This is a genomic window from Methanoplanus endosymbiosus, from assembly GCF_024662215.1.
In the GTDB taxonomy this organism is placed as follows: Archaea; Halobacteriota; Methanomicrobia; order Methanomicrobiales; family Methanomicrobiaceae; genus Methanoplanus; species Methanoplanus endosymbiosus.
The window spans coordinates 384284-400895 of sequence record NZ_CP096115.1 but is presented as its reverse complement, the minus strand read 5'-3'; the positions used below and the strand labels follow the sequence as shown (position 1 = coordinate 400895).

At 42.7% G+C, this 16612-nt stretch carries 21 protein-coding genes; 13 read left to right on the top strand and 8 right to left on the bottom strand.

The features are described 5' to 3' along the window. On the top strand, positions 1–1080 hold the full coding sequence (locus L6E24_RS01565) for an SPFH domain-containing protein (RefSeq protein WP_257742984.1): 1080 nt from the start codon (positions 1–3) through the stop codon (positions 1078–1080). Positions 1081–1109: 29 nt separating this feature from the next. Here the strand turns inward: L6E24_RS01565 and L6E24_RS01560 are convergent, their stop codons facing one another. Further along, the gene (locus tag L6E24_RS01560; RefSeq protein ID WP_257742983.1) at positions 1110–2411 is read right to left on the bottom strand and encodes a site-2 protease family protein; all 1302 of its coding nucleotides are present in this window, start codon (positions 2409–2411) and stop codon (positions 1110–1112) included. Positions 2412–2585: 174 nt separating this feature from the next. Here L6E24_RS01560 and L6E24_RS01555 point away from each other — a divergent pair, with 174 nt between their 5' ends. After that, positions 2586–2744, top strand: a complete 159-nt coding sequence (locus tag L6E24_RS01555; protein ID WP_257742982.1) for a MarC family protein — start codon at positions 2586–2588, stop codon at positions 2742–2744. Between the two features lie 18 nt (positions 2745–2762). Here the strand turns inward: L6E24_RS01555 and rnhB are convergent, their stop codons facing one another. Continuing rightward, positions 2763–3401, bottom strand: coding sequence for a ribonuclease HII (gene rnhB, locus L6E24_RS01550; RefSeq protein ID WP_257742981.1), 639 nt, complete (start codon positions 3399–3401; stop codon positions 2763–2765). Between the two features lie 58 nt (positions 3402–3459). On the opposite strand from rnhB, the gene L6E24_RS01545 reads away from it, so the two are divergent. Continuing rightward, positions 3460–4146, top strand: a complete 687-nt coding sequence (locus L6E24_RS01545) for a potassium channel family protein (protein WP_257742980.1) — start codon at positions 3460–3462, stop codon at positions 4144–4146. A 231-nt stretch (positions 4147–4377) separates the two neighbouring features. On the opposite strand, the gene L6E24_RS01540 is transcribed toward L6E24_RS01545, so the two are convergent. Both L6E24_RS01540 and L6E24_RS01535 read right to left on the bottom strand, forming a co-directional pair. Continuing rightward, on the bottom strand, positions 4378–5577 hold the full coding sequence (locus L6E24_RS01540; protein WP_257742979.1) for an NAD(P)/FAD-dependent oxidoreductase: 1200 nt from the start codon (positions 5575–5577) through the stop codon (positions 4378–4380). Beyond that, positions 5567–5746, bottom strand: a complete 180-nt coding sequence (locus L6E24_RS01535; RefSeq protein WP_257742978.1) for a 4Fe-4S binding protein — start codon at positions 5744–5746, stop codon at positions 5567–5569. Before L6E24_RS01535 ends, L6E24_RS01540 begins: the two co-directional genes overlap by 11 nt. 414 nt (positions 5747–6160) lie before the next feature. Between L6E24_RS01535 and cbiT the strand changes: the two genes are divergently transcribed. The 10 genes from cbiT (at position 6161) to L6E24_RS01485 (ending at position 13723) form a co-directional block, all read left to right on the top strand. Beyond that, positions 6161–6688 carry a precorrin-6Y C5,15-methyltransferase (decarboxylating) subunit CbiT gene (gene cbiT / locus L6E24_RS01530; RefSeq protein ID WP_257742977.1) on the top strand — a complete coding sequence of 176 codons (528 nt, stop codon included), beginning with the start codon at positions 6161–6163 and terminating at the stop codon, positions 6686–6688. Further along, positions 6689–7339 (top strand): cobalt-factor II C(20)-methyltransferase, encoded by a 651-nt coding sequence (locus L6E24_RS01525; protein WP_257742976.1) that lies wholly within the window; start codon positions 6689–6691, stop codon positions 7337–7339. Between the two features lie 5 nt (positions 7340–7344). After that, positions 7345–8061: a cobalt-precorrin-4/precorrin-4 C(11)-methyltransferase gene (locus L6E24_RS01520; protein ID WP_257742975.1), complete on the top strand. Its 717-nt coding sequence runs from the start codon at positions 7345–7347 to the stop codon at positions 8059–8061. Further along, the gene (gene cbiG, locus L6E24_RS01515; RefSeq protein WP_257742974.1) at positions 8058–8933 is read left to right on the top strand and encodes a cobalt-precorrin 5A hydrolase; all 876 of its coding nucleotides are present in this window, start codon (positions 8058–8060) and stop codon (positions 8931–8933) included. The genes L6E24_RS01520 and cbiG overlap by 4 nt, the downstream gene beginning before the upstream one ends. Further along, positions 8917–9693, top strand: a complete 777-nt coding sequence (cobJ, locus tag L6E24_RS01510) for a precorrin-3B C(17)-methyltransferase (protein WP_257742973.1) — start codon at positions 8917–8919, stop codon at positions 9691–9693. Before cbiG ends, cobJ begins: the two co-directional genes overlap by 17 nt. Next, positions 9671–10312, top strand: a complete 642-nt coding sequence (locus L6E24_RS01505; RefSeq protein WP_257742972.1) for a precorrin-8X methylmutase — start codon at positions 9671–9673, stop codon at positions 10310–10312. The genes cobJ and L6E24_RS01505 overlap by 23 nt, the downstream gene beginning before the upstream one ends. Then, positions 10284–11345: a cobalt-precorrin-5B (C(1))-methyltransferase gene (locus tag L6E24_RS01500; RefSeq protein WP_257742971.1), complete on the top strand. Its 1062-nt coding sequence runs from the start codon at positions 10284–10286 to the stop codon at positions 11343–11345. Before L6E24_RS01505 ends, L6E24_RS01500 begins: the two co-directional genes overlap by 29 nt. A gap of 29 nt (positions 11346–11374) precedes the next feature. Continuing rightward, on the top strand, positions 11375–11935 hold the full coding sequence (locus L6E24_RS01495; protein ID WP_373021129.1) for a cobalt-precorrin-7 (C(5))-methyltransferase: 561 nt from the start codon (positions 11375–11377) through the stop codon (positions 11933–11935). Positions 11936–12106: 171 nt separating this feature from the next. Next, positions 12107–13456, top strand: a complete 1350-nt coding sequence (locus L6E24_RS01490; protein ID WP_257742969.1) for a cobyrinic acid a,c-diamide synthase CobB — start codon at positions 12107–12109, stop codon at positions 13454–13456. A gap of 75 nt (positions 13457–13531) precedes the next feature. After that, entirely contained in the window at positions 13532–13723 is a 192-nt protein-coding gene (locus tag L6E24_RS01485) for a hypothetical protein (protein WP_257742968.1), read from the top strand. 42 nt (positions 13724–13765) lie between these two features. Here the strand turns inward: L6E24_RS01485 and L6E24_RS01480 are convergent, their stop codons facing one another. Genes L6E24_RS01480 through L6E24_RS01465 form a run of 4 tightly spaced genes read right to left on the bottom strand, consistent with a single transcriptional unit; the run spans position 13766 to position 16610 of the window. Further along, positions 13766–14893: an endonuclease Q family protein gene (locus tag L6E24_RS01480; RefSeq protein WP_257742967.1), complete on the bottom strand. Its 1128-nt coding sequence runs from the start codon at positions 14891–14893 to the stop codon at positions 13766–13768. A gap of 14 nt (positions 14894–14907) precedes the next feature. Beyond that, positions 14908–15660, bottom strand: a complete 753-nt coding sequence (locus tag L6E24_RS01475) for a proteasome assembly chaperone family protein (RefSeq protein WP_257742966.1) — start codon at positions 15658–15660, stop codon at positions 14908–14910. Continuing rightward, the gene (locus tag L6E24_RS01470) at positions 15641–15811 is read right to left on the bottom strand and encodes an RNA-protein complex protein Nop10 (RefSeq protein WP_257742965.1); all 171 of its coding nucleotides are present in this window, start codon (positions 15809–15811) and stop codon (positions 15641–15643) included. Before L6E24_RS01470 ends, L6E24_RS01475 begins: the two co-directional genes overlap by 20 nt. 13 nt (positions 15812–15824) lie before the next feature. Beyond that, the gene (locus L6E24_RS01465; protein ID WP_257742964.1) at positions 15825–16610 is read right to left on the bottom strand and encodes a translation initiation factor IF-2 subunit alpha; all 786 of its coding nucleotides are present in this window, start codon (positions 16608–16610) and stop codon (positions 15825–15827) included. Between the last annotated feature and the right edge of the window lie 2 nt (positions 16611–16612).

Genomic DNA, 16612 nt, shown 5'->3' with positions numbered 1-16612 from the left:
ATGGCATTTGTTGATTTAGGTAATATATTTCTGACAATAGTTCTCGTCCTTGCAATTGTTCTTATCTTTGCAAAGGGCGTTGTAATTATTCAGCCGTACGAACAGGCTCTCCAGATTCGTCTGGGACAGTATATAGGTCGGTTAAATCCGGGATTTAGGTGGGTTGTACCATTTATCACGGAGATTGTAAAGATTGACCTGAGAACACAGGTTATGGACGTTCCACAGCAGGAAGTGATAACCAAAGATAATTCACCAACCAATGTGGATGCAATTGTATATACAAGAGTGGTTGACCCTGAAAAGTCCTATTTTGAGGTCTCAAATTACCGGATGGCAACCCTGGCACTGGCCCAGACAAGCCTGAGGGGAATAATCGGTGACCTTGAGCTTGATGAAGTCCTCTACAACAGGGATCTCATCAACAACCGCCTGCGCGACTCTCTTGACCGGGAAACCGATCAGTGGGGTGTCAAGGTTGAGAGGGTTGAGATAAGGGAAGTCGATCCTGTCGGCGCGGTAAAACAGGCAATGACAGAACAGACGGCAGCCGAAAGGGAAAGAAGAGCTGCAATCTTACGTGCAGACGGTGAGAAGAGATCAGCAATTCTCTCTGCCGAAGGAAAGAGGCAGTCGATGATCCTGGAAGCAGAAGGTGATCGGCAGAGCAAAATACTGCGTGCCGAAGGTGACCGTAAATCAAGAATACTTCAGGCACAGGGCGAGGCGCAGGGACTCAGAATTCTTGCGCTTGGTTCACGTCCGCTTGATAAAAAGGCAATAACCGTCCTCTCCCTTGATGCCTTAAAGCAGATGGCAGACGGACAGGCAACCAAGATCATATTTCCGTTTGAGATTTCCAGTCTCATAAAACAGAGCGCGAAGTTTCTCGGCGCTGAAGACGAGGAGTTCACAGATGAAGACTGGAAAAATACCAATCTTGACGAATCAATTCTTGGCAGTATGGCCGGAGATGAGGATGTTGAGAATGCCGCAAAGACTGTAAAGATAATTGAGAAGAAAATTGAAGATCTGAGTGATGTCAATGTTAAGGACATCGGAGATCTTGATGAAAAATAACACTTTTTTAACAGATATTATTTTCCGGGTTAAAACGATGCAATGTATGGTATCATAATCAGTGATATTATCACAAATATCATGAGCCAGCTAATTCCGGATACAACATAATCTGCATATTTTTCCTTATTTCTGGCTGCAAAAAACTGCTTAACCCCTTCCTGCATAATATAACCGCCGTCAAGCGGAATCAGAGGTAGGGCATTGAAGGTCGCAACCGCAAAGTTGAACCAGAAGAGCCAGAACAGTATCTGAATCAACTGCCAGTAGCCATAAAACGGTTCACTCCATGCAACTGTGTCAGGGGAATCAAACGCAAGTATGCCAAGGCCTAGGCTGTCATCATCAATTACGGCATTTATCGGCACATAGATCAGTAAAAGCGGCCCTAAAGGAGACCTGATATACTTGTCTGACAGCTCTTTTGCCCTGGAAGAATCATAATATGATACTCCCATAAAACCGGAATTTTTATCTCCATATTCTGTCGGCCATTCTGCAAGTTTCAGATCATTGGTACTGGTTATTCCTTCATGAACTGATGTAACTGAAACAGTGTCACCCGGCTGTGTGCCTGACATTATGGATGAAACATCCTCTCTTGAAGTGACATCAATGCCATTTACAGACATTATCAGTGAGTTTGGAAAAAGACCTGCTTCATCTGCCGGATAGTCGGCATATACTGCCTTGACATACGGTGCATCAACCGGGTGTGCCATACCCATAAAGAGCGCCAGAAGCAGAAATGCAATAAGTGCAAGTACGAGATTATTGGTAATTCCTGCGCCAAACATCCTTATTCTTGACCGGCCGCTCGCTTTTTCGACATCCTCTTCACATGGTTCAACAAATGCCCCGATTGGAATTACAAAAAACAATACTCCGGTACTTTCAACCCGCATACCCTCAATTCTTGCAAGAATACCGTGGCCGAACTCATGAACAACCAGAGTTGCAATAAATGCTATAATTACTGCAACACTTAAAGGAAGAAATTCATTTATTCCCGGAATTGCCAGAATATTCTGCGGTTCATAAATCCCCGTTGGTGCCGGTGGTGAGGCAAGCGTCTTTTGAAACGAGAAGAACATCAGCACTGTAAACAGAAGGGATACAATAACCACCATAACCGCACCGGCAGTACCGTATAGCTTCAGAAATTTTGAGTATGGCAGAAATTTATCAAAAAATCCAACATTATCCGTCTTCAGGGCAAGTATCGGACCATAAAATCTGATATGATCTTCCCAGAGATTATTTACCTTAATATAACCCGCTATTAGAAAATATAGTGCAACCAAAAAAACTGCAATCAATAGCAAATCCATCTACAATGATTTGAATTCTATAGCAGATGAAAGTTCTTAAGAGAACAGATTTTTCGGCAAACAATTCACCAGTGAAGCTATATAATGAAAGCAATATGTGACAGAGACCGCATTTCTGATAAATTTCTCCTATGAAACATTTGTTTCATCTGCCATCTGTGAACCCGCAGGCTCATGTATGACTTTTTTGCAACGTTCTCAGTTATGAATCCAACCGGAAACGTACCTGTTTTCCCCGCAGAAACTGCTGAATATCCTGATGATGTCAGAAAAGCTATGGCTGTTCTTCTCTTGGCAGCGGCATTTGTTCTTCTCTTTGTGTCTCCTGAATAATATTCCGGAAAAAACAGATTAAAAATCAAAAAGGCTTTTTTGTTTTCCCCGTGCGATAATATTTGATACTGTCTTCCAGCTTTTTCTTGCAATATCCGGTACTTCTCTGTTTATTTTGATATAATCTTCAAGATATGAGACTGTTACAGAATCAGACGGATAACCACTCCCAATGTCACCATAAACCTCAGATAATTCCTTAATTAACCTGTCCCTTGTAACCTTGGCAACTATTGAAGCTGCGGCAACAACAGGATAAATATCATCCGCTTTATGCCTGGAATGTACTGTAACCTTATTCTCAAGCAACTCAGATATTCTATTTCCATACCTGATCTCATTGACATCACAGGCATCCACATAGGCAGTACTGGCAGACAACTGCCTGATTACTGACGCATGGCCACAGGCTACAATATCGTTCATTGTGACTGTTTCTCTTTTAAGATCAATATCCTCTGCTGAGAGAATAAGCACTGAAGTTTTAAATTCTTCCTTTATCTCTTTGTAAAGGCTCTCCCTTCTCTTTGGAGACAGTTTTTTTGAGTCTGCAAAACCTCTCTCTTCAAAGTCAGAAATATTTGCGCCGCTCACTCCCCCAATTACCATAGGGCCAAGAACTGAACCTTTTCCCGCTTCATCTATGCCGCAGATCACTACTTAGTTATGGTAATTCATAAATTATATCTATAGCCTTGTTTGATACGTTATCCTGATGTATATCATAGTTATTGGCCTTGGCGGAATAGGAAGAAGCCTGGCAGCAATTGCGGCACAGCATGGTGACAGTGTTGTCGTTATTGATAAGGATGAGGACAGGTGTAATGAGATACTTGAACATTATGATGTCCTTGCAATCACAGGCAATTCAACAGACAAGTCAATTCTTGAAGATGCAGGCATTGACAGGGCAGATGCTCTTGTTACAACGACCAGTGACGATGCAGTAAACCTGATGACGTGCTGGCTTGCAAAGAGATTCAATGTGAAAAACCTTGTATCCATAGTAAACCAGATAGAGCATTCAGATCTGTTTAAGGAAGTGGGGGTCAGAATCAGCGAAAATCCTGACGAACTTGTTGCGAATCGTCTGTATTACTGGTCAGAAAATCCTAATATGGAGCAGCTTGCTTCAATTCCGGGTGGGACAATCTTTGAGATTGCAGTTGATAAGGATGCACCCTTTGTCAATCATGAGATTAAAGAACTAAATGTCAGGGATTTTGTCTTTATTGCGATAATAAGGCCGGGAAAAGATCTGATCATACCCAACGGAAGCGTCAGAATCAGGCAGGATGACAACATAATAGTTTTGTCAAAGAAGGAAGCAGAAGAAGAATGTTTAAAGCAACTTAACAGACAGCTTAAAACACCGGATAAAAACCCTGCCGGAAGGAAATAAACACAAACATCCTACGGCAGATATATTACTTTAATCCATACCCTGACGAACGGGAGAAAGGTGACGGTATGGTGCATGTTGCACCAATACACATACATACAGATATACCTGAATCTGCATGGATTTTTAAACAGAAAATGTGGATGACAAAAATCCGGAAAAGCAGCATGATCGGGTCAGGATATGCACAGTTAAGCGAATAAATATATTAAAAAATCAAAATAAAAAAAATTATTCAAAATATTTTTTCAGACCGGTGAGGTCCCTGATCAGTTTAGGATTTAACTTTACAATTTCTTTTACAAGTGAAAGTGTGGAGAAATCTGCCATCTTCAGATTCTTTACAGATGTAAGAATCGCATTCAGTTGTTTATCGCTTAATTTTACAAATATCTCTTTCATCTGATAATTGCGTTCAAGTGCCCTGCCCATCTTTGAATCACGCCACATGGAATCATATTCCATAAGTGCTCCCTTTGAAAGGTCACCTGATTCAATACACTTTGAAGCAACTTCGGCAGCCAGACGTCCGGTGTACATCGCATTGTAAATTCCGCCACCTGTCATTGGATCACTTATCCTTGCAGCATCACCAATGATAATCAGGCCATCTGACACAGTGCATTCAAGAGGTTCACATACTGAAACTCCGCCTGCAATCTGTTCAATAATTTTTCCTTCGGGGAAGAATTCATTGACATATTTGTCGAGATAATCCTTTGCGCGATGTCCATCTCCTGACTGCGTGCCGGAAATACCAAGACCAACGTTGGCAGTGCGTTCTCCTTTTGGAAAGATCCACAGATAACCTTCAGGTGCGATATCCCTTCCAACGTAAAATACGGTGATATTGGGTTCAATATTAATATCGGTCATCAGGTACTGTGCGCATGTCTCAAGTTCACCAAGAGGCACTGTTGTATCAATACCACACCAGCGTGTGAATTTTGATTCTACACCGTCAGCGGCAATTGTAATCTTTGCTCTGACTTCCTGGACCCTGCCATTGTACTCTACCTTTGCACCACAGACAACGCCGCCTTCAACAATGGCATCAACGGCTCTTGCCTTTACAAAGATCTCTGCGCCGGCATGTACTGCCTGCCAGATAAGATCACGGTCAAAAAATTTCCTGTCAAGAACAAATCCTACTTCATTGCCGGCCATCTCAGGACTTAAGTAAAAATAAGAACCATCGGGTGCAATGAGCTTTGCTCCTTCTATCTTTGCAGAGATCCATTTAGGATCGATTTCATCAAAAAATTCACCGATTAAATCCTCACCTATTCCCTCTGCGCACCTCACTGGTGCACCAATTGCAGGGCGTTTTTCAATAAGGCCAACGGAAAGGCCATTTTTTGCGGCAGTTTTCGCGGCGAGTGCCCCACCGGGACCTCCACCGATAATTAAAACATCATATTCACTCTTCATCGGCCACCTCCAGAGCGCCAAGGGGGCAGACTTTCACACAAATATTGCAATTTTTGCAGTTATCATAATCAACTGAAAGGTACGCATCAACGAGTTCGAGTGCTCCTTCCGGGCAGACAGAAACACAGGCACCGCAATATCCACAGACCTCTCTTCTTACTTTGATCATTCTTTATATATTGAGTTGATACGCTCTTTAACCTTTACGACATGATCTTGAATATAAGAGATTTGTTTATATACTGACTTAAGTGAACTACGCCACGCTTTCGCAGGGAGACTTATTGATTTATCTGTTAATATTTGTGATTTATTATGAAATTATCGCAGAATACCATCTGGTATTTACCCTGTGTGACGGCTCACAAAAATAATACAGTGGAGGCTGTTGCACAAATAAAATTTAATGGACAATTGTATGATTTACAGGTACAATTGGCACAAATGTTGTGATGATTGATCAAAATATCCCATTTAATTATCCCATGTTTAATTAGAAAATAGCCATGCAACAGCCTCTGTGGACATCCGGAAAATCAATTCAGTATAATTTAACATAAGAAAAATTAACATTATTTATAATATGAAACTTACCGGAGGTCCGACTCAGGATGAGATTATGGCCATATCCATGCAGAAACTCGGACTGTTAAAGGATGATATTTTTGTAGATATTGGATGCGGAACCGGCAAAATATCAGTTGAAGCCTCAAAATACTGTAAAGCAGTAATTGCAATTGACAAAAGAGAAGAAGCCATTGAATTTGCGGACCGGGAAATTGAAAAATCCACAGCAGAAAATATCTCACTCATAAAAGAGGAAGCATCAAAAGCGCTTTTGGAGATAGATTATCTTGATTGTGCCTTCATTGGTGGTTCGGTTAATATTGAGGCAGTTCTTGACAGGCTGTATGATATTGTGCAGCGCAGAATTGTGATAAATGCTGTAATGCTTGAGACAGCCAGTAAAACAGTTAGTAAAATGAGAGAACTTGGCATATTTGAAGAAGTGGTTTATGTACAGGTTGCAAGGTCGTATGATATTGCAGGCGGAACAATGTTTAAGCCTATAAATCCGGTTTACATCATTTCAGGGAGCGTGAATAAGTAAATGCTTGTTGCAGTTGGAATTGGTCCGGGAGATCCGGAATTGCTGACAGTAAAAGCAGTTAACCTGATTAAAAAAGCGGACGCTGTATATGTTCCCGGAAATGTTGCAAAGGAGATAATATCGCCATACAGAAAGGATGTAACAGTACTCTCATTTCCCATGACAGACGATGAGGATTACATCAGCAGATGTATCCGGAAAAATACAGAAATTATTGCACCTGTTGCCGAAAAAGGCCTCGCAGTATTCTGCATACTTGGCGATCCCAATTTTTACGGGACATTTGGGAGATTATGTTCAGTACTGAAAAAAACCCATCCGGACATTTCTTTTGAGACCGTTCCGGGCATAAGTTCAATTACAGCCTTTGCATCCGCCGCAGGTATAGCCATTAACGGAGGAGTTGAGATCTCAGACGGATCGGAGATCAACTCAAAATTAATGCTTAAAGTAAGAAAACCAAAGGATATTTCTGCTAAATTAAAGGCTGAAGGATATAATGAGTTCATTCTTGCAGAGAAGATATTTATGAAAGATCAGAATATCTTAAGAGATGATGAAATTCCGGAGAAAAGCCCTTACTTCAGTATTCTTTTTGCACGGAAAAATAATTATGCCGGAGATAGCCGGCATAAAGAGGAAAAATACTGATGATTATGCCTAAAATATACATCGTCGGTGCCGGATGCGGTGATCCTGGTCTGATAACCGTTAAAGGAAAAGATCTCCTTGACAGAGCCGATCTGTTAGTTTATGCAGGTTCACTTGTAAATCCGGAACTTGTTGATAACTGTCCCGCAGAGGAAAAATATGACAGTTGGGGCATGAAGCTTGATGAGATGACTGAGATAATGGCAAAAGCTGCAATTGAAGGTAAAACTGTCGTCAGGCTTCATTCAGGAGATCCGGCTCTTTATGGTGCAATTGTTGAGCAGTGTACACTGCTTAAGGCTAAAGGTGTTGGTGCAGAGAGAGTACCGGGAGTATCCTCAATGTTTGGTGCCGCGGCAGCGCTTGAGACTCAGCTCACCTTAAGGGGAGTATCTGAATCGGTAATAATCACGCGGCCCGCAGGAAACACTCTTGATAGAGATAAGATTGCAGAGATGTCTGCACTTGGAGAGACTATGGTTATCTTTCTTGGTACTGAGCATATGGAGGATATACTTTCAAGGGTCAGGTGTCCGCCGGAAACACCTGCGGCAGTCGTTTATAGGGCAACCTGGCCTGACCAGATAGTTGTTAAGGGAACCGTTGGAGACATCGCCAAAAAAGCAAGGGCAGAGGGCATAGAGAGAACATCACTGATAATTATCGGTGATGTCGTTAAGGCCTGCAACTCAGAATACATTAATTCGCACCTGTACGGATGAAAAAATACATCGTAATCTCGCTTGACAGATTCAGAGACAGTGCAGAAATAATAGCCGAAGTCATCGGCGGTGATGTCACAGAATATTCCAGAGATGCCTTCAGGGAGGCATTTGACCGTTATGAAGGGATTGTTGCGGTGATGTCAGCCGGAATTGCGGTGAGAAACATCGCACCCCTTCTAAAGGATAAATGGACTGATCCTCCTGTTGTTGTTGTAAGTCCGGATATGAGATATGCCATTCCTGTTACAGGCGGGCACCACGGAGGCAATGAAATTGCAGTGATGCTGGCTAAAATAGGCATTGAACCGGTGATCACAACTGCCACAGAGACTATGAACCGCGGTTCAGTCGAGGGTTATGCAAAGATAAATAATCTTGAGATCCTCAACAAGGATTCCACAAGGAAGGTCAATGCAGAGATTCTTGATGGTGACATCCCGTGTTATCTTCTAAATGAACCTTCTATGGCGGTCGTTTCTCCCGGAGTGTCGGTTCTTCTCAGTAATGGCAGATACATTGTCGGAATAGGATGCAGAAGAGGCGTGAGTGCGGATGAAGTGACAGGTGCCATCCTTAAGGCTCTGGATATGGCAGGCATCGAAAAGAATGATGTGCTGGTATATTCTACAGCAGTTCTGAAAAAGGATGAGAAGGGACTTATCAGCGCCATCCGGAATCTTTCCGGAAACCTCGTATTTGTCACTGATGAAGACATAAACAGTGAAAACCCGGAATCGGGTTCACGGGCTACAGATAAGATCGGGCTTAAAGGCGTTGCCGAACCTTCGGCACTGGCGCTTTCAAAGAATAAAAAAATAATTCTTAAAAAAACAGTATTCGGGAGAGTTACAATTGCAGTCATCGAATAGAGGAAAACTTTTCATAATAGGTATCGGCCCCGGAAATACAGATTTCATGATTAAGCGGGCATCCGATGCCATAAGGGAATCTGACATAATTATCGGGAATGACTTTTATTTAAATCTCATTAAACCGCTTGTGGAAGATAAAGAAGTAATTTACAGTTCAATGGGTAAAGAAGTCGAGAGGGCACGAAGATGCATTGAACTTGCAGAGAAAAAGAAAGTCGCAATGATAAGCGGCGGAGATCCCGGAATCTACGGCATGGCAGGCATTGTCATTGAGATTATCAAAAAGGACAGTTCCGGAGTTGACTATGAGGTAATTCCGGGTGTCACAGCAGCAACCGCCGCGGCATCAAGGACGGGATCTCCGCTTTCAGGAGATTATACAACAATTTCTCTCTCTGATCTCTTAACACCCCTTGAGGTTATTGAGAAGAGACTTGACCTTGCATTTCAGATGGGTGTTCCGGTTGTACTGTACAACCCAAAGAGCAATGGAAGGCCGCATAACCTTGCCATGGCACTTGGGACTGCCCTGAAATATAAAAGCGGAGATACCCCCGTTGCAGTGGTTAAAAACTCTCACAGAGAGGGGGAGGAGATCAGGTATTACACACTTGCTGAACTTTTTGAAGATGATGGATTTGTGGATATGCGTTCAGTTGTGACAATCGGCGGTGAAGAATCGGAATTTATTGGAGAAGGTGAAGATATCAGCGGAATTATCACACCAAGAGGATATGACAGAAAATACGTATATTGATCCGGGTGCGGATACAAAAGAGGGTTATAAGATCTCCCTGACCAGCAGAAAACTTGCAAGGCAGGTGGTTGGTGACAGAACTTTAGAGGACAGAATCAGGCAGAGATGCGCAATTTCCGTTGGTGACTTTGTGATGGCAGATCTGACAGCATTTAAAAATAACCCTGTGGATGCAGGACTGTCTGCACTTGAGATAAGAGCGCCGGTTATCACTGATATCAGAATGGTTCAGACCGGAATCCGGAAAAAAGAGCACGGCAGTGAGATTATCTGTGCACTGGATTATGGTGCTGATATCTCAAAAGAGAGAGGCATCACAAGAAGTTCGGCAGGATTCATTGCGCTCAGAGAAAAAGTAAGTGGCTCAGTTATTGTCATCGGAAATGCACCCTCTGCGCTCCTCACAGTCTGTGATATGATCAAAGAGGGAATTGTTCCGGCACTTGTTATTGGAAGTCCTGTAGGGTTTGTAAATGCCGCTGAGTCAAAAGAGCTGTTAAGAACTCTTGATGTGCCCTCAGTATCGAACAGGGGCACAAGAGGTGGCACACCACCGGCAGTCGCAGCCATGAATGAGATAATCACAATGTATGCCGAAAGAAACAGAAAAGAGGATTAGGGATCCGGTCTCGGATTTTCTCTACCCGGAAGAATGGTCTGAGAGATGCAGCAATACTGGAGATCTCAGGCTGGTAAGGGAGGGGCTTGCAGTGCTGACATCAGACGGAAATATTCTGATGAGAGGATTTACAACCGGAAGCACTGCTGCTGCGGCATGCAAGGCTGCCGTATTATCCCTCAAAAAATACGTCACTGACTCAGTCAGCATCAGAACTGCATCAGGAATCCGGGTGAATATAAAGGCATCCGGAGAATCCGGAACCGGCAGGTCGGCTAAATACTCAGGCGATTATAAGAATGACATCACCTCAGAACTTCTCTTCATTGCCATAGCTGAAGAAAATCCGGAAAGAAATGAATTTATTGCCGGAGAGGGAATAGGCAGGTTCTCAAGGGATACACCACGATATGGGGAGGGCAGTCCTGCTATCAGCAATACCTCTATGAAAACAATCACGGAGGCAATAGATGAGGCTCTTTACGAAACAAAAATTCCGGGTGTGACAGTCACTCTCTCCATTCCCAATGGTGAGGAGATCGGCAGAAGGACACTCAACCCAAAAGTAGGAGTTGAAGGCGGGATATCAGTTCTCGGCTCAACCGGATTTGTTGAACCCTGGGATGACCATCTCTCAGAATCTGTTTTTGACAGGATTAGGGCAGCCGAAAAGGTTGTTATCACAACCGGAAGAATCGGCCTTCGTTTTTCAAGAATGCTGTTTCCGGATTATGAGGCAGTCCTTGTAGGTAAATATATGGAGAAGGGCATATTGGCAGCAGAAGATAATCTGATTCTCTGCGGACTTCCGGCACTTATACTGAAGTTCATTGACCCTGAAATTCTCTCCGGCACCCCATACCTGACAGTTGAGGAGATGACTATTGATCCTGAATGGAAAATCAGGGCAAAGAAATCCATATCACACTACCGCAGAGATCATTCTGGAGTAAGAATCGTGATTATAAACAGAAACGGCGGAATTGAGATTGATTCATCCGCAGGCGAAGAAGAGGGAGAATTTCCGGAATGATAATTATTGGGGCGGGATGCGGACAGGGAATGCTGACAGAAGAAGCCATATATTCGATAAAAAAAGCAACCCTGATCTATGGATCAAAACGGGCTATTGAGATATGCCGGAGATACATACCGGAGAAAGCAGAGGTTGTTGAAATTACGGATTACAAAGCACTGAGAAAACTTCCTGAAGATGCTGTTGTGCTCTCAACAGGCGATCCGATGTTTGCAGGGCTTGGTTATCTTAAAGGAGAGGTTGTACCCGGAATTTCATCCATGAGTTATGCCTTTGCCAGGCTTAAAATTCCGCTTTCAAAGGTTGCAGTATCAAATGCACATGGAAAAGAGCATATGTCAGCAATAAAACAGGCATCTGCTGATATTGAAAACGGCCACATTTCTTTTATAATTGCGGACCCCGATTTTGATATTGGCAGATTTGCTGAATATCTGGCAGATAAAAATATCCTCTGTAATATCTCAGTATGTGAAAATCTTGGTTATCCTGATGAAAGAATTACCTCCGGAAATGTGCAAAGTCCGCCAAAAAACAGATCCGGACTTTTTGTAGTGATTGCGGGAGATTATACGGCAGGGCCATGAATTTCCTGCATAACTTCAATAACCTCAATATTGTGGCCGGATTTTAAATTAAAATCCACCTCTTTCTTTGGTTCTCCTCAATACCATTATTAATTAAATTAGATCAAAATAAATTGTATTTGGAAGTAATAACATAACATTAAAAAGAACAAATTTAAGGAATAACCGGAGATGACACCAACAATAATTATTGCAGGAACGCATAGCGGGTGCGGGAAGACAACCATCTCATCCGCAATTATGTCTGCACTGAAAAAAAGAGGACTTAGGGTTCAGCCATTTAAGGTTGGTCCGGACTTTATAGACCCGACACACCATACAGATATATGTGGCAGGGTGTCAAGAAACCTTGACCCTTTTATGATGGGTGAGGATGGTGTCTTAAGAACATTTGCTGATGCCTCAAAGGATGCTGACATCTCTGTTATTGAAGGTGTTATGGGCCTGTATGACGGCCTTGAAGGAACAGATGCCGGGAGCACCGCCCACGTTGCAAAAATACTCAATGCTCCGGTAATTCTCATTGTTGATGTTAAAGGATCTTCAAGAAGTGCAAACGCTTCAGTCCTTGGATTTACAGAATTTGACAGAAATGTCAGAGTTGAAGGTGTAATCTTCAACCGGATCGGCAGTGAGAGGCACAGGGCAATGATTAGTGCATCACTTAAGAGAGAGGCTGTAGGATGGATTCCCTGGGAGAGGGAAAAATCACTTAACAGCCGACATCTTGGTCTTAAAATGGCTCATGAAACACCACCTGAAGAATCACCAGCGGCGTTTACACAGATAATAGAGGATAATACAGATCTAAAGAGAATTATTGAGATTGCAGGAACAGGAGAAGAAATCCCTGTACCACTCAGAAATTCTGAAAATTCAATAAGTACCAATACAGATAAAAAGGCAAGAATAGGAGTTGCATATGACAGTGCCTTTAACTTTTATTATCAGGATAATTTTGACAGGCTTGAAAAATACGGAGCAGATATCATTTATTTCAGCCCGATGAAAGATGAGATGCCCGCAGTTGATGCACTATATTTCGGTGGAGGTTACCCTGAGATCTATATGGAAAAGCTTGAGAAATCAAAGTGCCGCACTCTGATTAAAAAGTGTGCTGATGATGATATGCCTATCTATGCAGAGTGCGGCGGACTGATCTATCTCTCAAGGAGTATTGATTACGAAGGCAGAAAGTCAGATATGTGCGGAATCCTTCCGGCAGATGCAGTGAAAATGAACAGGTTTCAGGCACTTGGATATGTTGAGGCTACATGCAGGGCAGAAGACTCTCCTTTGCCATCCGGAATTTCAGTTAAAGGACATGAATTTCATTATACAAAACTTAACTGTGATTCTGACACAAAATTTGCCATGGAGTTAACACGCGGGAAGGGGATTGAAGACGGAAGAGACGGGATATACTCAGGAAATACAATAGGAGGATATACTCATGTATATTTTACAGACAGATTTGCAGAGGCATTTGTTAATAATGCAGTGAAATATTCCGAAAGATGATATTTTCCGGCATACAGAAAGTCGCGGCATTTACCCAATATATATATCATAGAGAAAACAAAACTCATAAAAAAGATGTTTTCCAGGAAACTCCTTGAGGATAAAGATACTTTTTCTCTCCTCATACAACTTACTGATATTGCTGCTTCAGCACATGAAAGAGGCGACTTTAAACGAAGAGACTCTGCTCTAGATGAAATCAGGGAGATCAGAAAACAGATTACCGGTCAGATTGTTGAAAGCGCCGGCAACCAAAAAGATGAATAAAATAAATATCTGAGTTATTTAAATATTCCAAAAAAATCTCTTTCATTTTTGTGGGATTTCAAAAGTCCCGTAAATTCCGCCGCCGCCGGGATTAAGAATAATTTCACCTCTCCTGAACTTCTCCACAGCAAAACCAACTCCTTCATTTAACTCTGACAAATCACCGGTATCGGCATTTAACAGGGCATTTATCTCATTGTCAAATTTCCGGATGAACTCATCATAAAGCTTCAGGCAGCCCTTTGTATTGGGAGAAGAGGTTTTAAGGACATTACTGATTATCTCACCAAGCGGAACGATATGGATATAATCCGGCCGTTCTGTAGTAAATCCCTCTTTTGAGAGATACTTTGCCCGGTCATAAACTCCTCTCTTTATCGCACCGCCGTCATCCGGACATCTCCATTTGCAGTGTTCTGCCTCTGCGGCACTGAACTGTCTGAAACAGCGTGAGCATGCTGTCCGGTTGTATTTTCCCTCCTCAGGGAAAAAACCTGCATTGAGAACTATTCTGTTATTCAGAACGGCTGAGATAATATCTTTTACAGAATTATTGTTTACATCAATCCTGTTGAATTCCCTTGCAATCTTATTCACTGCGGGGCTGTGCGCATCGGAATTAGAGAGAAACGGGATACCTTTAAGTTCTTCAATTCCGGCGGCATAGGAAGAATCCGCTGAAAGGCCAAGCTCAAGAAGATCCACAGGCTCATCGCCATAACATTCAGTAATACTGTCAAATCTGCCGTACATCCCGGTCCATGGAGTAAAGGCATGAGCAGGGCCGACATATCCGCCATTATTATGAACGATCTCAGCTATCTTTTCACCGGTGAGAGCTACATGTGGGCGGCCTCCGGTACTGATATTCTTACTGAAGGGAGCCATATCAGAATAAATATTTTCTGCGGTCTCAAAATCCTTCATCAGAATAAGATGGTGCACCTTTCCCTTTCCTTCAACTTCGGCTGTCGGAATAACGGTCACACCACGATAGTCAATATCTGAATCATCCCACATATTCCGCCATTTCGGGTGTATGGCATCACCGCTGCCAATTACATCAATGCCCTTAACAACACAGGAATCAAGTAATTTCTGAGGCTTCATACTCTTTGAAGCCGCCATTGAAAAAAGAGAATGAATATGAAAATCAGCATTAAGAATCATTTAAATGATCCTCTTTAACCGATATAACTCAGTTCTTCATCGGATTTCTGCTGATCCATAGCTTTTAGGCGTTCAACAAAGACTTCCATTTCATCCGCCCTTTCAACAAGTTTTGTTGGATCAACTTCTATTCCGGTTAATTTTGAAAGAACCTCAAGAACACTGGAGGAACTTTTCGGATCTACGAGATATCCGGAGGTCTCGCCCATAAGGCAGATCCCTTCAATTCCCTTTCTGGCACCAAGACCTAACAGAAGACCTGATGCTCCGATTATGCCCCCGCCTGGTTCTTCCTTTGCAAATATCGCGCCGGCTTTTTCAACCTCATCTCTCAGAGTTTCACCGTTCACTGCGGCTAAAACCCTGATCTCATCTATGAGGTGCCCTACGCCATATCCACCAAGGGTGTATATTCGTTTAACTCCGTATTTCTCAGCGACATCCAGATATGCATCAGTCATCAGATAATGACCTTCAGATGAACTGCTCTGAAAATCTCCTGTCAGAAAGAGAATACTAACTCCTTCTCCGGAATATCTGAAAATTTCGTTGTTTGGCATATGTGCTACGCCGGTTTCATCAATAATAACCTGCGGAGGGAAGAAAACAGACTGGATCTCAGCTACCTTTTCTGCACCAAGTTCTTCAATCAGGTGCTCTGCTACGAGTTTACCCACCTGCCCCACACCCGGAAGACCTTCGATCATTATATCGCATCTGTTGTCTTCAGGATTCTCTTCAAAAAAATCAATAGTTATATCCTTCATTTCTTCTAACCTCCCTCCTGTATTTCCCATACCTGTCCTGAGGAGAAAAACGCGGGGGGTGTGCAATAACAGTACTGCCACCACAAACAGGACAGACAGAGGAAAGAGAATATCTGCTGTCCTTAGGACAGCATCTTATGTGTCTGGTCATTTAAACTGTCTAATCAGTTTTTACCGGAACGCTGCTTTCTGATGAATTTACCTTCACCCTCTGCCCGCTCCATAACACCAATTGCTGCTTTTGCAACCTTGTTGATTGCATTTTCAGCGGATTTATAATCCGGTGCAGTCACCTTTACACGGTATTTCGGGGCACCAACGTACACAAGCTCAAGTTCGACTCCTTCGATCTTTGGCTGTGCACTTCTGAGTGCCCTTCTTATAACATTAACACCGTCAGGTTTATCGGATGTCAGAACGAGAGTGCCGGAGATAGTAACTTTAGGAAGTTTTACATTTTCATTTGCAACTTCAACAAAAGCCTTTGCAACACTTTCATCAAGTTTGAGTTTTGAAAGTGTTTTCTCCTCATCGATCAGCACATCTTCAAAAGGAGGGAAAAGCGCGCCATATTCCGGGAAGAATTTTGAGATAATCTCTTCAGCAGGAACACCGGATTTTTCGGATATAAATCCAACCCATTTCTCTGCCTTCTGCTCATTCTTCCACTCATGGATCTTTTCCTTGCGCTGATGATCGTTAACATCTTTCAGAGAGAGATCTATGTGCCCGCGGCTTTTGTTCACGTTGAGAACCTTACACACAACCTTCTGCCCTTCACGGACATAATCACGTATGTGCTTAATCCATCCACGTGCAATCTCAGCAATAGGTATCAGACCTTCACGGTCATCGTATTCATCAAGTGAAACAAATGAGACAAAATCTTTCACATTTGTAACCGTGCATACTACAAGTTCACCTTCGTCCGGCCATTCTCTCTCGTACATAG

What these genes read in the sequence shown, in the direction of transcription:
- L6E24_RS01555 (WP_257742982.1), top strand. Translation starts at nt 2,586, where the DNA reads ATGTATGACTTTTTTGCAACGTTCTCAGTTATGAATCCAACCGGAAAC.
- L6E24_RS01500 (WP_257742971.1), top strand. Translation starts at nt 10,284, where the DNA reads ATGCCGAAAGAAACAGAAAAGAGGATTAGGGATCCGGTCTCGGATTTT.
- L6E24_RS01565 (WP_257742984.1), top strand. Translation starts at nt 1, where the DNA reads ATGGCATTTGTTGATTTAGGTAATATATTTCTGACAATAGTTCTCGTC.
- L6E24_RS01520 (WP_257742975.1), top strand. Translation starts at nt 7,345, where the DNA reads ATGCCTAAAATATACATCGTCGGTGCCGGATGCGGTGATCCTGGTCTG.
- cbiT (WP_257742977.1), top strand. Translation starts at nt 6,161, where the DNA reads ATGAAACTTACCGGAGGTCCGACTCAGGATGAGATTATGGCCATATCC.
- L6E24_RS01545 (WP_257742980.1), top strand. Translation starts at nt 3,460, where the DNA reads ATGTATATCATAGTTATTGGCCTTGGCGGAATAGGAAGAAGCCTGGCA.
- L6E24_RS01525 (WP_257742976.1), top strand. Translation starts at nt 6,689, where the DNA reads ATGCTTGTTGCAGTTGGAATTGGTCCGGGAGATCCGGAATTGCTGACA.
- L6E24_RS01485 (WP_257742968.1), top strand. Translation starts at nt 13,532, where the DNA reads ATGTTTTCCAGGAAACTCCTTGAGGATAAAGATACTTTTTCTCTCCTC.
- L6E24_RS01505 (WP_257742972.1), top strand. Translation starts at nt 9,671, where the DNA reads ATGACAGAAAATACGTATATTGATCCGGGTGCGGATACAAAAGAGGGT.
- L6E24_RS01560 (WP_257742983.1), bottom strand. Translation starts at nt 2,411, where the DNA reads ATGGATTTGCTATTGATTGCAGTTTTTTTGGTTGCACTATATTTTCTA.
- L6E24_RS01540 (WP_257742979.1), bottom strand. Translation starts at nt 5,577, where the DNA reads ATGAAGAGTGAATATGATGTTTTAATTATCGGTGGAGGTCCCGGTGGG.
- L6E24_RS01490 (WP_257742969.1), top strand. Translation starts at nt 12,107, where the DNA reads ATGACACCAACAATAATTATTGCAGGAACGCATAGCGGGTGCGGGAAG.
- L6E24_RS01495 (WP_373021129.1), top strand. Translation starts at nt 11,375, where the DNA reads ATGCTGACAGAAGAAGCCATATATTCGATAAAAAAAGCAACCCTGATC.
- L6E24_RS01475 (WP_257742966.1), bottom strand. Translation starts at nt 15,660, where the DNA reads ATGAAGGATATAACTATTGATTTTTTTGAAGAGAATCCTGAAGACAAC.
- L6E24_RS01465 (WP_257742964.1), bottom strand. Translation starts at nt 16,610, where the DNA reads ATGTACGAGAGAGAATGGCCGGACGAAGGTGAACTTGTAGTATGCACG.
- L6E24_RS01480 (WP_257742967.1), bottom strand. Translation starts at nt 14,893, where the DNA reads ATGATTCTTAATGCTGATTTTCATATTCATTCTCTTTTTTCAATGGCG.
- L6E24_RS01470 (WP_257742965.1), bottom strand. Translation starts at nt 15,811, where the DNA reads ATGACCAGACACATAAGATGCTGTCCTAAGGACAGCAGATATTCTCTT.
- L6E24_RS01535 (WP_257742978.1), bottom strand. Translation starts at nt 5,746, where the DNA reads ATGATCAAAGTAAGAAGAGAGGTCTGTGGATATTGCGGTGCCTGTGTT.
- cbiG (WP_257742974.1), top strand. Translation starts at nt 8,058, where the DNA reads ATGAAAAAATACATCGTAATCTCGCTTGACAGATTCAGAGACAGTGCA.